The 13,227-nt window shown below is 68.3% G+C and carries 13 protein-coding genes; 6 read left to right on the top strand and 7 right to left on the bottom strand.

The annotated features are described in order from the left end of the window. Positions 1–5: 5 nt before the first annotated feature. The 4 genes from EG885_RS01650 to EG885_RS01635 form a co-directional block, all read right to left on the bottom strand. Positions 6–923 carry an ABC transporter ATP-binding protein gene (locus EG885_RS01650; RefSeq protein ID WP_131572723.1) on the bottom strand — a complete coding sequence of 306 codons (918 nt, stop codon included), beginning with the start codon at positions 921–923 and terminating at the stop codon, positions 6–8. After that, a complete protein-coding gene (locus EG885_RS01645) occupies positions 920–1,846 on the bottom strand; it encodes an ABC transporter permease (protein ID WP_131572722.1) in 927 nt (308 codons plus the stop codon). Before EG885_RS01645 ends, EG885_RS01650 begins: the two co-directional genes overlap by 4 nt. After that, positions 1,843–2,835 carry an ABC transporter permease gene (locus EG885_RS01640; protein ID WP_131572788.1) on the bottom strand — a complete coding sequence of 331 codons (993 nt, stop codon included), beginning with the start codon at positions 2,833–2,835 and terminating at the stop codon, positions 1,843–1,845. Before EG885_RS01640 ends, EG885_RS01645 begins: the two co-directional genes overlap by 4 nt. A 111-nt stretch (positions 2,836–2,946) precedes the next feature. Further along, positions 2,947–4,545, bottom strand: a complete 1,599-nt coding sequence (locus tag EG885_RS01635; RefSeq protein ID WP_131572721.1) for an ABC transporter substrate-binding protein — start codon at positions 4,543–4,545, stop codon at positions 2,947–2,949. A gap of 155 nt (positions 4,546–4,700) precedes the next feature. On the opposite strand from EG885_RS01635, the gene EG885_RS01630 reads away from it, so the two are divergent. Then, positions 4,701–5,030: an ArsR/SmtB family transcription factor gene (locus tag EG885_RS01630; RefSeq protein WP_131572720.1), complete on the top strand. Its 330-nt coding sequence runs from the start codon at positions 4,701–4,703 to the stop codon at positions 5,028–5,030. Between the two features lie 102 nt (positions 5,031–5,132). Further along, entirely contained in the window at positions 5,133–6,962 is a 1,830-nt protein-coding gene (locus EG885_RS01625; protein ID WP_131572719.1) for a methyl-accepting chemotaxis protein, read from the top strand. Positions 6,963–6,991: 29 nt separating this feature from the next. On the opposite strand, the gene EG885_RS01620 is transcribed toward EG885_RS01625, so the two are convergent. After that, entirely contained in the window at positions 6,992–8,053 is a 1,062-nt protein-coding gene (locus EG885_RS01620; protein WP_131572718.1) for an SDR family oxidoreductase, read from the bottom strand. Positions 8,054–8,165: 112 nt separating this feature from the next. Between EG885_RS01620 and EG885_RS01615 the strand changes: the two genes are divergently transcribed. Both EG885_RS01615 and EG885_RS01610 read left to right on the top strand, forming a co-directional pair. Continuing rightward, positions 8,166–8,585 (top strand): winged helix-turn-helix transcriptional regulator, encoded by a 420-nt coding sequence (locus EG885_RS01615; protein ID WP_131572717.1) that lies wholly within the window; start codon positions 8,166–8,168, stop codon positions 8,583–8,585. Then, complete coding sequence (locus EG885_RS01610; protein ID WP_131572716.1) at positions 8,582–9,958, top strand: M20 family metallopeptidase; 1,377 nt, start codon at positions 8,582–8,584, stop codon at positions 9,956–9,958. Before EG885_RS01615 ends, EG885_RS01610 begins: the two co-directional genes overlap by 4 nt. Before the next feature lie 21 nt (positions 9,959–9,979). Here the strand turns inward: EG885_RS01610 and EG885_RS01605 are convergent, their stop codons facing one another. Beyond that, on the bottom strand, positions 9,980–10,666 hold the full coding sequence (locus EG885_RS01605; protein WP_131572715.1) for an anti-sigma factor family protein: 687 nt from the start codon (positions 10,664–10,666) through the stop codon (positions 9,980–9,982). A gap of 23 nt (positions 10,667–10,689) precedes the next feature. Next, complete coding sequence (locus EG885_RS01600) at positions 10,690–11,211, bottom strand: RNA polymerase sigma factor (protein WP_131572714.1); 522 nt, start codon at positions 11,209–11,211, stop codon at positions 10,690–10,692. A 195-nt stretch (positions 11,212–11,406) separates the two neighbouring features. On the opposite strand from EG885_RS01600, the gene EG885_RS01595 reads away from it, so the two are divergent. Continuing rightward, a complete protein-coding gene (locus tag EG885_RS01595; protein ID WP_131572713.1) occupies positions 11,407–12,726 on the top strand; it encodes a S8 family serine peptidase in 1,320 nt (439 codons plus the stop codon). A gap of 70 nt (positions 12,727–12,796) precedes the next feature. After that, positions 12,797–13,222, top strand: coding sequence for a hypothetical protein (locus EG885_RS01590; protein WP_207392172.1), 426 nt, complete (start codon positions 12,797–12,799; stop codon positions 13,220–13,222). Positions 13,223–13,227: the final 5 nt, after the last annotated feature.

Here is a 13,227-nt window from a genome sequence, read left to right as displayed (position 1 = left end):
GCATGTCAGAGGCCTCCGGGGTGCTGGGCGGGGTCGATCAGGGCAGGATCGATGAGGGTGTCGGCGTCGCGCCAGCTGTCCTGACGGGTCAGGACCGGCAGGCGGGCGACGGGCGCATCAAGACGCGGCAGGCTGTTCAGCAAGCCTTGGGTATAGGGGTGGCGGGCCTGATGCAGATCGCGGGCGGGCAGGGTTTCGACGATGCGGCCCGCATACATGATCAGCACCCGGTCGCAGAATTGCGCCACCAGATTGAGGTCGTGGCTGATGAAGATCAGTCCCATCCCCCGGTCGCGGACGAGGCGGTCCATGATGTGGAGAACCTCGGTCCGGACGGACACGTCCAAGGCGCTGGTCGGTTCGTCCGCGATCAGGATCTGCGGATCGGGGGCCAGCATCATCGCGATCATGATGCGCTGGCCCATGCCGCCTGACACCTCGTGCGGATAGGCGGTCATGACTCGTTCGGGGTCGCGGATCTGCACGGCGCGCAGCATGTCCAGCGCCTTTTGCCGGGCATCGCCCCGGCCCGCGCGGGCATGCAGGCGATAGGCCTCGATGATCTGCTGGCCGACGGTCATCACCGGGTTCAGGCTGAATTTCGGATCCTGCATGACCATGCTGATGCGCCCGCCGCGGATCTGGCGCATCTGACGTTCGGGCAGGTTCAGGATCGACTGGCCCTGCAGGGTCATCGACGTGGCCTCGATCCGGCCGGGCGGGCGGATCAGCGACAGGATCGCGCGGCCGGTCATGGATTTGCCCGAACCGCTTTCGCCCACCACGCCAAGCCGTTCGCGGCCCAGATCGAAGCTGACCCCGCGCACCGCCTGAAAGCTGCCCTGACGGGTCGGAAAGGTCACGCTGAGGTCGCGGACCGACAGGAGGGGCGCCTCGTCGTCCGGGATCATGGCGGGGGTCATGACTTGTCTCCCTTGGGGTCCAGCACGTCGCGCAACCCGTCGCCCAGCAGGTTGAAGGCCATCGAGACGGTGAAGATCGCCAGCCCCGGCATCGCCGCCACCCACCAGAAATCGAGGATATAGGCCCGACCGTCCGAGATCATCGCCCCCCATTCCGGCAGGGGCGGCTGCGCGCCGAGGCCCAGAAAGCCCAGACCTGCCGCCGACAGGATGATCCCCGCCATGTCCAGCGCCACCCGCACGATCAGCGAGCTGATGCACAGGGGCCAGATATGGCCGATCAGCAGGCGCAGGCGCCCTGCCCCCTGCAGCCGGGCGGCGGCGATGAAATCGGCGTGACGGATGGTCAGCGTCTCGGCCCGTGCCAGCCGGGCATAGGGGGGCCATGCGGTCAGGGCCAGCGCCAGCACCGCATTGCCGATGCTGGGCCCAAGCGCCGCCACGAAGGCCAGCGCCAGGATCAGCTTGGGGAAGGCCAGAAAGATGTCGGTGATGCGCATCAGCCCCTGATCGACCCATCCGCCGGCAAAGCCCGCGACCGTGCCGATGAACAGACCGATGATCGGCGCTATCAGCGCCACGGTGCCGACGATGAACAGGGTGATCCGCGACCCGTGGATCAGCCGGGACAGGATATCGCGGCCAAGCGCATCCGTGCCCAGCCAATGCGCCGCCGAAGGCGGTTGCAGGCGGTCGGCCAGCGTCTGCGCATAGGGGCTTTGCGGCGCGATCCACGGCGCCAGGACCGCCATGCCGATCAGAAGGATCAGCACGATCAGCCCCAGCATCGCCAGCTTGTTGGCGCGGAAGGTCAGCCAACCCTGATAAAGCGCGCCAAGCCGCGCCTGACGGCGGGTCTGGGGCGCATCGGACAACAGCCAGTCGCGGCGCGATGGGGTGGGGTTCGTGTGCGACAGGCTCATTTCGACCTCGGATCCAGAAAGCGATAGAGGATGTCGCTGAAGAGGTTCAGGACCACGAAGCAGACGCCCACCACGACCGTGCCGCCCAGCACCGCGTTCATGTCGCCCGACAGCAGCCCGCGGGTGATATAGCTGCCCAAGCCCGGCCAGCTGAAGATGATCTCGGTCAGGACAGATCCTTCCAGCAGCGAGCCGAAGGACAGCGCGATGACGGTGGTCAGCGGGATGGCGATGTTGCGCAGCGCATGGCCCCAGATCACGCCGCGTTCGGACAGGCCCTTGACGCGGGCGGTGGTGATGTATTCCGCCGACAGCTGTTCCAGCATGAAGCTGCGGGTCATCCGGCTGATATAGGCCAGGCTGTAATAGCCCAGCAGGCTGGCGGGCAGGATGATATGGGAAAACGCATCGCGGAAGGCGCCCCAATCCCCGGCGATCAGGCTGTCGACCAGAACCATGCCGGTGACCGAGGGCACCATTCCGTCATACAGAATGCCCTGTCGCCCCGGTCCGCCGACCCATCCCAGAATGCCGTAAAAGATCAAAAGGCCCATCAGCCCCAGCCAGAAGATCGGCATCGAATAGCCGACCAGCGCCACCACGCGGGCGATCTGATCGATGATCCCGCCCCGGCGCGCGGCGGCGATCACGCCCAAAGGCACGCCGATGACCACGCCGATCAGCGTGCCGAGGGTCGCCAGTTCCAGCGTGGCGGGAAAGACGCGGGCAATGTCGGCGCTGACCGGCTGTCCGGTCGAGATCGAGCGGCCGAAATCGCCCTGCAGCACATCGCCGATATAGGTCAGGAACTGCACGATCAGCGGGCGGTCCAGCCCCATCGCGATATAGGCGGCGTCATATTGGGCCTGGGACGCGCGGTCGCCCACGACCTTCAGCACCGGGTCGATGGGCATGACCCGCCCGATGATGAAGGTCACCAGCAACAGACCCAGCAGGGTCAGCGCCAGCGACAGAAGCGTGCCCGCGATGCTGCGGGCGCGGCGGCGGCGCAGGGCGCTGCGGCCTGCGGCATCGGGTTTCGGGCGGTTCGCGCCGGGGGATGACCCCCCGGCACCGGTCTGGTCGGTCAGGGCCACGGGTTATTCGCCCTTCGTGACCTGGCGATACATGACCGAGCTGATTGCCCCGCCGCTCCACCAGTTCTGGACGCCGTCGCGCAGGCCGACCTGCTCGATGCGCTGGAACAGGGGCACGATGGGGGCCTCGGCCTGATACTGGCGCTGGATGTCCTGATACATCGCGGCGCGGGTATCGGCATCCTGTTCCAGCGTGGCGGCGACGGTGGCCTCGTTCATCTCGGCGGGCACCTCATAGGCGTTGCGCCATGCCAGAAGGCCCACGGCGGCGGCTTCGTCGCTGTTGTCGGGGTTATAGGCGAAAGTCGCGGCATTGGTGTTCGGATCGGAATAATCCGGTCCCCATTCGCCCAGGAAAATCGGTACTTCGCGGGCGCGATAGGCGTCCAGCACCTGCGCGCCGGTCATCTGCTCGATCTCCAGCGTCAGGCCGACCTGCGCCATGCTGCCCTGCAGGGTCTGCGCCACGTCGATATATTCGCGCAGATCGCGCACGCGGGTGGTGATCGTGCCGCCCTCGATCCCGGCATCGGTCAGGATCTGACGGGCCTTTTCGATGTCATAGGTCCAGGGCTGATCTTCCAGCACGCCCAGATAGCCAAGCGGCAGAAAGCTTTGATGCGTTACGAACTGGCCTTTCAGGAAGCTGCCGGTGATGCCCTCGTAATCGACAAGATATTTCATCGCCTCGACCACGGCGGGGTTCGACAGCAATTCGTCTTTCTGGTTCAGACCCATATAAAGGATGCGGCCGCGCGGCTCGTCCTGAATGGTCACGCCCTCGACCGCAGCGATCGATTCCACATCCGTCGGGGTCAGGTTGCGGGCCACGTCGATATCGCCCTGTTCCAGCAGCAGGCGTTGCGCGCTGGATTCGGCGACGTTGCGCACGATCACGCGCTTCATCGTGGGCGCGCCCTGCCAGTAATCCTCGGATGCGGTCAGCTGTACCTGTTCGTTCGGGCGCCATGCGGCCAGAACATAGGCGCCCGAGCCCGCCTCGTTGGTGTTCAGCCAGGCGTTGCCCAGATCGCCGTCGACCTCGTTGGCCATCACGGTTTCGCGGTCCACGACGCTGGCGATATTCGCGGTCAGGCAGTTCAGCACGAAGGTCGGCGCGTAGGGCTTGTCCATCGTCAGCGTCAGGGTGTTGCCCTCGGCGGTGATCATCTGATCGACATTCTCGGCGGTAAAGCCGAACTGCGTCAGGATAAAGGCCGGGGTCTTGTCCAGCTTGACCGCGCGTTGCAGCGACCATGCCGCATCCTCGGCCCGCAGGGGATTGCCGGAATGAAAGGTCACATCGTCGCGCAGGGTAAAGGTGATGGACAGCCCGTCCTCGGACACCTCCCACGCGGTCGCCAGACTGGGCTGAAAGCCCGCATCGGGGTCCAGAGGGTCGAAATCGACCAGCCGGTCATAGGTGTTGTTGTTGACGTCATTGCCCGCGAATTCAAAGCTTTGGGCCGGGTCCAGACTGATGATGTCGTCGATCGTATGGGCGACGACCAGCGTGTCGGCAGGCGTCTCGGCCCAGGCTGCGGGGGCGAATGCCAGCGCCGACGCCAGCAGGACGGCGCGCGAGGTCAGGTGGAATGTCATGTCGGTGATCCCTGTTGGTAAGCGGGCTCTGATTGCTGCAGAGTTGCGCGACGTGCAGCGTGACCCAAGCCTGCCCGCCTTGCAAGGGGCGTCGGCTTTGGGGCCACGCAGATGCCGGGATTGCAGGCGCCCGCTCCATCGACCATATATCGGGAATGGAAAATGACGATGCGATCCCGGTCCTGTCGGCGCTGGCCCTCGGGGCGCGGCTGGACGTGTTCCGCCAGCTGGTGCAGGCCGGACCCGAAGGCATGGCCGCCGGAGAGATTGCGCGCCGCCTGCAGATCCGCCCCAACACCCTGTCCAACCATCTAACGATCCTGTCCGGCGCCGGGTTGGTGCGGTCCCTGCGCGAGGGGCGGTCGATCCGCTATTTCGCGCGGATGGAGACGATGCGCGATCTGCTGGGCTTTCTGATGCGCGATTGCTGCGGGGGCCGTCCCGATCTGTGCGCGCCGGTGCTGGACCAGATCGCCTGCGCCTGAGGGGGTTTGGCCCTGAAGGGGGTTGGGTCGGGCGGGCGTCAACCTGTTCTTCATTGTCGTCTGATATTGCCCTGATGCAGCAGCATTCAGGCGGGCGGACTTATGACATTCGGCATCTCTCGGAAACTGGCCTTGTTGATCGCGGTGGCGGCGACCCTCAGCATCGCGGCGATGTCGCTGCAGCTGATGTCGCTGAGGTCGCTGATGTGGAACGACCGCAAGGATCTGATCCGGACGCAGGTCGACAGCACGATGGCCATCCTGTCCCATTTCGCCGCGCAGGCCGAGGCGGGCACCCTGCCCCTGTCCGAGGCGCAGGACCGCGCGAAAGAGGCCGCCCGCGCCATCCGCTATGGAGATGACGATTACATCTTCATCTTCAACCCCCAAGGCCTGCGGGTCATGCATCCCGATCTGTCCCGCGAAGGCAGCAATGCCTGGGACGCGACCGATGCGACGGGCAAGTTCCACATCCGCGACCTAATCGCCGCCGCCCGCATCGGTGGCGGTTTCACCCAATATCACGTGACCCGGCTGTCGGGCGGCGATCCGCTGCGAAAGCTGTCCTATTCCCAGCAATTCACGCCATGGGACTGGACCGTCGGCGCGGGCCTTTATGTCAACGACATCGCCGCCGATTTCCGGGCCGAGATCCGGCGCAGCGGGCTGTGGTCGGCGCTGTTGCTGGCCGCGCTGATCGCCTGCGCCGTGCCCCTGTCGCGCAGCATCAGTCGGCCCATCGGGGCGCTGACCGCGATGATGGGCCAGTTGGCCGCAGGGCGCACCGACCTGCCCGCCCCGGGCCGCGATCGCGGCGACGAGGTCGGCGCCATGGCCCGCGCGGTGGAAACCTTCCGCAGCGCCACCATCCAGCGCGACCTTCTGACCGCCGAGGCCGGTGCCGCCCGGACCCTGCAAGAGGCCGAGGCCCGGGCCACACAGGCACGCGCCGCGCAGCTGGATCGTTTCGTGACGGTGATCGGCGCGGGCTTCGACCGGCTCAGCAGCGGCGATCTGACTGTGCGCATCACCGAGGATGTGGCCCCCGAATTCGCAGCCATCCGCCACCAGTTCAACGAATCGCTGGACCAGCTGGACGATGCTTTGGGCACGGTGATCGAAGGGGTGACCATGATGCGCGCCGGTCTGGCCGAGATCAGCAGCGCCGCCAGCGATCTGGCGCATCGCACCGAACAGCAGGCCGCCAGTCTGGAAGAAACCGTCGCCGCCCTGACCGAGGTGTCGCGCGGTGTCGATCAGGCCGCGACCGGGGTGGCACAGGCCCGCGTCAGCGCCGAGACGGCCCAGAAGAATGCCGAAGGCGGCGGCCAGATCGTGCAACAGGCGGTAGTCGCGGTCGGCCAGATCGAAGGATCGTCCCGCCAGATCGGCGCCATCATCGGCGTCATCGACGAGATCGCCTTTCAGACCAACCTGCTGGCGCTGAATGCCGGGATCGAGGCCGCGCGGGCGGGCGATGCGGGCGCCGGCTTTGCCGTCGTCGCGCAAGAGGTCCGCGGGCTGGCCCGCCGCTCGGCCGATGCCGCGCATCAGATCAAGGATCTGATCACCGCCTCGACCGGCTATGTGACCGAAGGCGCCGATCTGGTGCGGGCCTCGGGCCAGTCGCTGATGACCATCGTCGACGAGGTATCGACCGTGCGCAGGGTCATCACCACCATCGCCGAAACCGCCCGCGATCAGGCGCACAGCCTGAATGCGCTGACGGCGACGGCCGACCAGATGGACCGCGCCACCCAGCAGAACGCGGCCATGGTCGAACAGACCACCGCCGCGACCCATGCGCTGGAACAGCAGACCGAACAGCTGGCCGCCGCGGCCCTGCAATTCACCACCACCCGGCGCGACCCGGTGGCGCAGGGCGGAACGGCGATGCTATCGGGCCCCGCCGAGGCGGGTTTTGCCGGATGAGCATCGCGTCCGCTTGCAACCGGCAAGGGTCAGGGGATCAACCGGTCCTGCCGCAGCTGCGCGAACAGGTCGAAAAAGGCCAGATCGGTGGCCTGATAGCCGGTAAAGCCCATCATCCGGCTTTTCGACATATCGGTCACCACCTCGATCGGGCGGCCCAGATCGGCATCGGTATGCCAGGGAGAGGCAAGCCGGCCCAGATCGGCCTCGACCAGCCCGTGATCCGCCGCGATCTGCGCCCAGAGGGGCGCATCATCGGCCATCTGCTGTTCCAGCGGCGCCGGGATGCCGTCGAAGGGCGCGGCGGGAATGCCGAACCATTCGGCAAGGCGCGGCCACATCCAGCTCCACCGGAAGATGTCGCCATTGACGATGTTGAAATCCTGATCGCGCGCGGCGGGGGTCTGGGCGGCCCAGATGACCTGCGCGGCCAGTTGGCGCGCATCGGTCATGTCGGTCAGCCCGTTCCATTGCGCCGCCGATCCCGGAAAGCGGAACGGACGCCCGGTTTTCTGGCACAGGGTCGCATAGACGGCCAGCGTCGTGCCCATGTTCATCGCATTGCCGACCGCCTTGCCGATGACCGTATGCGGGCGGTGGATGCTGTAGCCGAACCCGTCGCGGGCGGCGGCGGCAAACAGCTCGTCCTCTTGCGCGTAATAGAAATTGGCGACGTCCAACCGGCCCTGTTCCTCGCGGAAGGGGGTCTGCGGCAGCCGGCCTTTGCCATAGGCCTCGAACGGGCCCAGATAATGCTTGAGCCCGGTGACAAGCGCGGCGTGCTGCACACTGCCCGCCGGACGCAGCGCGTCGAACAGGTTGCGGATCATCGCTGCATTGACGCGGATGTTTTCAGCCTCGGTCGGCATGCGCAGCCATGTGGTCAGAAAGACATGGCTGGGGCGCAGCCCGTCAAGGGCCTGGGCCAGCGCGGGCGGGTCCAGAAGATCGGCGGCCAGCGGGATCACGCCCGGCTGCGGCTGCGGATTGCGGCTGAGACCGTGGACGGTCCAGCCCAGATCGACCAGCTGCGCGGCGATCGCGCTGCCCTGAATGCCGGTTGCGCCGACGACAAGTGCGGTGGGGGCCATGATGGTTCCTCGGATTGCTGTCAGCCTCAGGTAGGGGCTTGCAGGCCCGGCTGCCAGACGGCACCATAAAGGGACATAGGCACCCAAAGGTCACCACCATGAGCCCCCCAAGATGACGACTGACAGCCGCGAGGACGAATGGCGCGAGGATTGCGCCCCGCGTCGGGTGATGGAGCTGTTTTCCACCAAATGGACCAGCATGATCCTGCATGTGCTGCAGGTCCGCCATGACGGCGCGGCGCGCACCGGGGTTCTGCATCGCAGCCTGCCGGGCATTTCCAAAAAGATGCTGGTCCAGACCCTGCGCGAGATGGAGGCCAGCGGCCTGATCACCCGCCATGTCGAAAGCACCGTCCCGCCTGCGGTCGAATACCGCCTGACGCCCCTGGGCGGGCGCTTTGTCGGGCTGGTCGATCTGGTCTATGACTGGGGCCGGATGAATGCCGATGCGCTGGACCTGTTGCAGGACCGCGCGACCTCGCGCCGCCGCACCGCTGACGGCGCCCCTCCCCTGTCAGAAAGCCGGACATGACCCGCGACGCAGCCCTCGACCACGCCCGCCATTATGCCGATAGCGGCCGCTTTCAGGCCGATCTGGCCGCCCTGGTCGCCCATCCGACCGAAAGCCAGAACCCGGAGGCGCGGGCCGAACTGCCCCGCTATCTGGAACAGGCGATCGGGCCGCGCCTGCAGGCTTTGGGGTTCGACTGCACCGTTCATGACAATCCCGACCCCGCAGGCGGGCCCCTGCTGCTGGCCCGGCGGATCGAGGATCCGGCGCGGACGACGGTTCTCAGCTATGGTCATGGCGATGTGATCCGCGCCCAGACCGAACAGTGGCGCGAAGGTCTGCACCCCTTCAACCTGACCGCCGAGGGCGCGCGGCTTTACGGCCGCGGCAGCGCGGACAACAAGGCGCAGCATCTGATCAACATCGCCGCGCTGGAAGCGGTGATCGCGGCGCGCGGGCATCTGGGGTTCAACGTCACGATGCTGATCGAGATGTCGGAAGAGACCGGATCGTCCGGTCTGGCCGATTTCTGCCGCGCGCATCGGGCGGACCTCAGGGCGGATGTGCTGATCGCCTCGGACGGGCCGCGGCTGCATCCGGATGTGGCGACGATGTTCATGGGATCGCGGGGCGCGGTCAGTTTCGATCTGGTGCTGGAACTGCGCGACGGCGCGCATCATTCCGGCAATTGGGGCGGGCTTCTGGCCGATCCGGCGATGATCCTGGCCCATGCCCTGGCCTCGATCAGCGACCGGCGCGGGCAGATCCTGATCCCCGAATGGCGCCCCGACAGCCTGACCCCGCAGATCCGCGCCGCGCTGGACGGCCTGCCGATCGAGGATGACAGCGGCCCCTCCATCGACACGGACTGGGGCGAGGCTGATCTGACGCCCGCCGAACGCGCCTATGGCTGGAACAGCTTTGCGGTGCTGGCGATGACGGCGGGCGTCCCGGATGCGCCGGTCAATGCGATCGCGGCCCGGGCGCGGGCGACCTGCCAGCTGCGCTATGTGGTGGGGACCGATCCCGATGACATCCTGCCCGCGCTGCGCCGCCATCTGGACGCGCAGGGTTTCGGGGCGGTGCGGATCGTGCCGCAGGACCGGGGGTTTTTCCACGCCACGCGGCTGGACCCCGATCATGATTGGGTGCGCTTTGTCGCGGCCTCGCTGACCCGGACCGGGGGCCGGGCACCGCATGTGCTGCCCAATCTGGCGGGATCGCTGCCCAATGACGTCTTTGCCGATCTTCTGGGCCTGCCGACGATCTGGGTGCCGCATTCCTATCGCGGCTGTTCGCAGCATGCGCCGAACGAACATGTGCTGATGCCGCTGTGCCGGGATGCGCTGCAGGTGATGGCGGGGCTGTGGTGGGACATCGGCGCGCAGCCATGACGGCTGACGGGCCTTGAGGGATCAGGGCGCCAACAGCGCCGCCTCCTCCTCCGGTTCCAGCGCCGGACCGGCGCCGATCTGATCCAGCGCCGCGTCGATCAGTCCGGTCCCCAGATCCGAGGCCGGCTGATAGGCGTCATCCCCTGCGCCCGGCACCGCCAGCGCCTGCGCCCAGCCCGACCCGTCGCGGCACATCAGCCCGCGTGTCCCCCCCGCCTCGATCAGACGGCAAAGGCCCAGATCGGTGTCAAAGCTGGCCAGCGCGCGGGCGGTGGTGCCGCCCGGCAAGGGCGCCTCGCCCCCTGTCGGGGTTGCGGCCAGCGCAACCGCCGCCTGTTGCAGGGGCGCCAGACCCGGAGGCGTGGCGCGCCCGGCAAGATACCCCCCCAGCCCCACCGCCAGAACCACAGACGCCGCCAGCGCCCATCCCGCCACCGGGCGCAGCGCCGGTCTGCGGCGGAAGGGCAGCACCGTGGCCGGCTGCGCCCCGGCCATGATCGTGGCGATCAGCGGATCGGGGGCGGATTGCGGCGGGAAGGCCGCCCGCAAGCTGTCGCGCGTGTCCGTAAAGACCGCAAAGCGCGCGGCCAGCGCCGGATCGGCGGCGATGCGCGCCCTCAGCCGCGCGGCGGTGGGGTCGTCCAGTTCGCCATCGGCCAGCGCCATCAGCATCGCGTCAAGGTCCTCATCGGGGGTGATCGGGGTCATCGGGATCTGCCTTTGCGGGTCATTCAGGCCGTTCCGGCCGAGGAAGAGGCGGGGCTGTCCACGTCCTGCAACAGCTGCGCCAAGGCCAGCCGGGCGCGGCTGAGGCGGCTCATCACCGTGCCCTGCGGCAAATCCAGCGCCTCGGCCACCTCGCGATAGCGCAGCCCCTCGACACAGACCAGCATCAGGACGATGCGCTGATCCTCGGGCAGGCGGTCCATCGCGCGGCGGACATCGGCCAGATGCAGGCGCGTCTCGGTCACCTCGCGCCCATCGGTGCCGATCAGCGGCAGGGCGTCGTCGGCGTCCAGACTGGTCGTCTCGCGGCGCGCGCGGACATGGTCGATAAAGCTGTTGCGCAGGATGCGGAACAGCCAGCTGTCCAGCCGCGATCCGGGGTCGAAGCTGTCCAGATGGCGCAGCGCCTTTTCCACCGTGATCTGCACCAGATCATCGGCCAGCGCGTGCTGGCCGGACAGGCCGCGCGCAAAGGACCGCAGGCGGGGCAACAGCGCGATCATCTGGGCGCGCAGGTCTTGGGTCAAGGCTTGGTCCCCCTCCGGTGGTCGTTCACCGTCAGAACGCAGCAGCGGCGATTTTAATCCCACCGCCGCAAAACAAAAGTGCAGGATGGGCGGCAAGGGAATAAACCTGTCCCGACCGACGTTCCCGCAGCGCCCGGTCGATTCCCCGGACCCGCCCGCCGCACCGCTACCCCTCCCGGACAAGGACCGACCCGCATGGACCACGACCGCCGCCCGCCCGACGCCACCCAAGCCCCCCGCGATCCGCGCAGCACGCGCCGTGCAATGCTGGCGCGGCTTGGGCTGGCCGCAGGGCTGGCCTATGCCGCGCCGCTGTTGGCGGGGATGGGGGTCGCGCGGGCCTCGGATGGCAGCGGGCCATCCTTCAGCGCGCCGTCTTTCAGCCGCGCCTCGGTCAGCGGCCCGGCACCGCGCCGTGCCGCGCCCGCCGCGCGGCCCGAGATGGTCGTCCTGCTGCCGCCCGGGACGGGCACCGCAGCGCTGCAGGCGGCGGGCTATGCTGTGCTGGCCGAGACGCAGAACATCACCCTGTCGCGCCGTGCGGCCCGGCTGCGCCTGCCCCCCGGTCGCAGCCCCGCCGAAGCGCGGGCCGAAATCACGCGTCTGTTGCCGGGGTCGCTGGCCAGCCTCAACACGCTCTATCGTCCCGATGCGCTGACCTGCGAAGGCGACGATTGCCAGGCCCATCGTATGATCGGCTGGACCCCTGCCGATCAAAGCGCGACCCCCCGCATCGGCATGATCGATACCGGCGTCAATCCTGACCATCCGTCGCTGCGGGGCCAGTCCCTGCGGGTGGAACAGGTGGCGCTGTCCGGGCGCGACGCAGCCGGGCGCCAGCATGGCACTGCCGTGGCCGCGCTGCTGATCGGCAATGTTCAGGGCCGCGCGCCGGGCCTGCTGCCCCGCGCCCGGCTGATCGCGGTCGAGGCGTTTCACAGCCGCGCGGACGGGGCGGCGGCGGATGCGTTTTCGCTGCTGGCGGCGCTGGACGTGCTGATCGCGGCGCAGGTTCAGGTCATCAACATGTCCTTTTCCGGGCCGCCCAACCCGGTCCTGCGCCAGATCGTGATCCGCGCGCACGAGGCCGGGATCGGGCTGGTCGCGGCGGCGGGCAATGGCGGGCCCGGGGCAGCGCCCGCCTTTCCCGCAGCATGGCCCGAGGTGATCGCGGTGACCGCCGTCGATGCCGACAACCAACCCTATCGGCAGGGCGCGCGGGGCGATCATGTCGCGCTGGCGGCCCCCGGCGTCAATCTGTGGACCGCCGCCTCGATCGAGGGCGGGCGGCTGCGCTCGGGCACGTCCTATGCGGCGCCCTTCGTCACGGCGGCGCTGGCGCTTGGCATGACGCGCGGGGGCCTCAGCGCCGCCGAGGCGCGCGGCCAGCTGGCCCGCTGCGCCCGCGATCTGGGGGCAGAGGGCCGCGATCCGGTCTTCGGGCACGGTCTGCTGACCGGGGCGGGCGAGTGCACGGGCGCAGCCCCGCAGGTTTTCTCGGTCAGCGGGGAATAAAGCGCCGCGCCGCCCCGTTGCACCCCCAGGCCGGATCTGACCGGCCAGCGCAACATCAGGAGAGATCGCCATGTCCGACACATCCGATATCCGTCTTTCGCGTCGCGGGCTGCTGGCCAAGCTGGGTCTGGCCGTCGGCGCCGCCGGAGCCGTCTATGTCGCCCCCGCTTTGGCCGGGTTCGACACCGCCCATGCCAGCGGCAACAGCGGCAACAGTGGCAGAGGCGGCGGCAGCGGGCGCGGCGGCAGCGGCGGTGGGGGCCGCGGCGGCAGTGGTCGTGGCAACAGCGGTCGCGGCAGTGGTCGCGGCAACAACGGGCGCGGCAGCGGTCGCGGCAACAATGGTCGCGGCAGCGGGCGCGGCAACAATGGTCGCGGCAGCGGGCGCGGTTTTGGCCAGGCCAGCCGCGCCTCGCGGCCCTCGGCCCGGGGCAATCGCAGCCGTCCGTCACGGCCCTCGGCCCGGCGCGACTGGTCCAAGCCGTCGCGCGGCTAAGGCCC

Origin of the sequence: Paracoccus nototheniae, assembly GCF_004335005.1 — a bacterium.
GTDB classification, from domain to species: domain Bacteria; phylum Pseudomonadota; class Alphaproteobacteria; order Rhodobacterales; family Rhodobacteraceae; genus Paracoccus; species Paracoccus nototheniae.
Note: the sequence above shows the minus strand (reverse complement) of the source record. Positions and strands in the feature narration are given on the sequence as shown.

What these genes read in the sequence shown, in the direction of transcription:
- EG885_RS01650 (WP_131572723.1), bottom strand. Translation starts at nt 923, where the DNA reads ATGACCCCCGCCATGATCCCGGACGACGAGGCGCCCCTCCTGTCGGTC.
- EG885_RS01645 (WP_131572722.1), bottom strand. Translation starts at nt 1,846, where the DNA reads ATGAGCCTGTCGCACACGAACCCCACCCCATCGCGCCGCGACTGGCTG.
- EG885_RS01635 (WP_131572721.1), bottom strand. Translation starts at nt 4,545, where the DNA reads ATGACATTCCACCTGACCTCGCGCGCCGTCCTGCTGGCGTCGGCGCTG.
- EG885_RS01630 (WP_131572720.1), top strand. Translation starts at nt 4,701, where the DNA reads ATGGAAAATGACGATGCGATCCCGGTCCTGTCGGCGCTGGCCCTCGGG.
- EG885_RS01625 (WP_131572719.1), top strand. Translation starts at nt 5,133, where the DNA reads ATGACATTCGGCATCTCTCGGAAACTGGCCTTGTTGATCGCGGTGGCG.
- EG885_RS01620 (WP_131572718.1), bottom strand. Translation starts at nt 8,053, where the DNA reads ATGGCCCCCACCGCACTTGTCGTCGGCGCAACCGGCATTCAGGGCAGC.
- EG885_RS01615 (WP_131572717.1), top strand. Translation starts at nt 8,166, where the DNA reads ATGACGACTGACAGCCGCGAGGACGAATGGCGCGAGGATTGCGCCCCG.
- EG885_RS01610 (WP_131572716.1), top strand. Translation starts at nt 8,582, where the DNA reads ATGACCCGCGACGCAGCCCTCGACCACGCCCGCCATTATGCCGATAGC.
- EG885_RS01605 (WP_131572715.1), bottom strand. Translation starts at nt 10,666, where the DNA reads ATGACCCCGATCACCCCCGATGAGGACCTTGACGCGATGCTGATGGCG.
- EG885_RS01595 (WP_131572713.1), top strand. Translation starts at nt 11,407, where the DNA reads ATGGACCACGACCGCCGCCCGCCCGACGCCACCCAAGCCCCCCGCGAT.
- EG885_RS01590 (WP_207392172.1), top strand. Translation starts at nt 12,797, where the DNA reads ATGTCCGACACATCCGATATCCGTCTTTCGCGTCGCGGGCTGCTGGCC.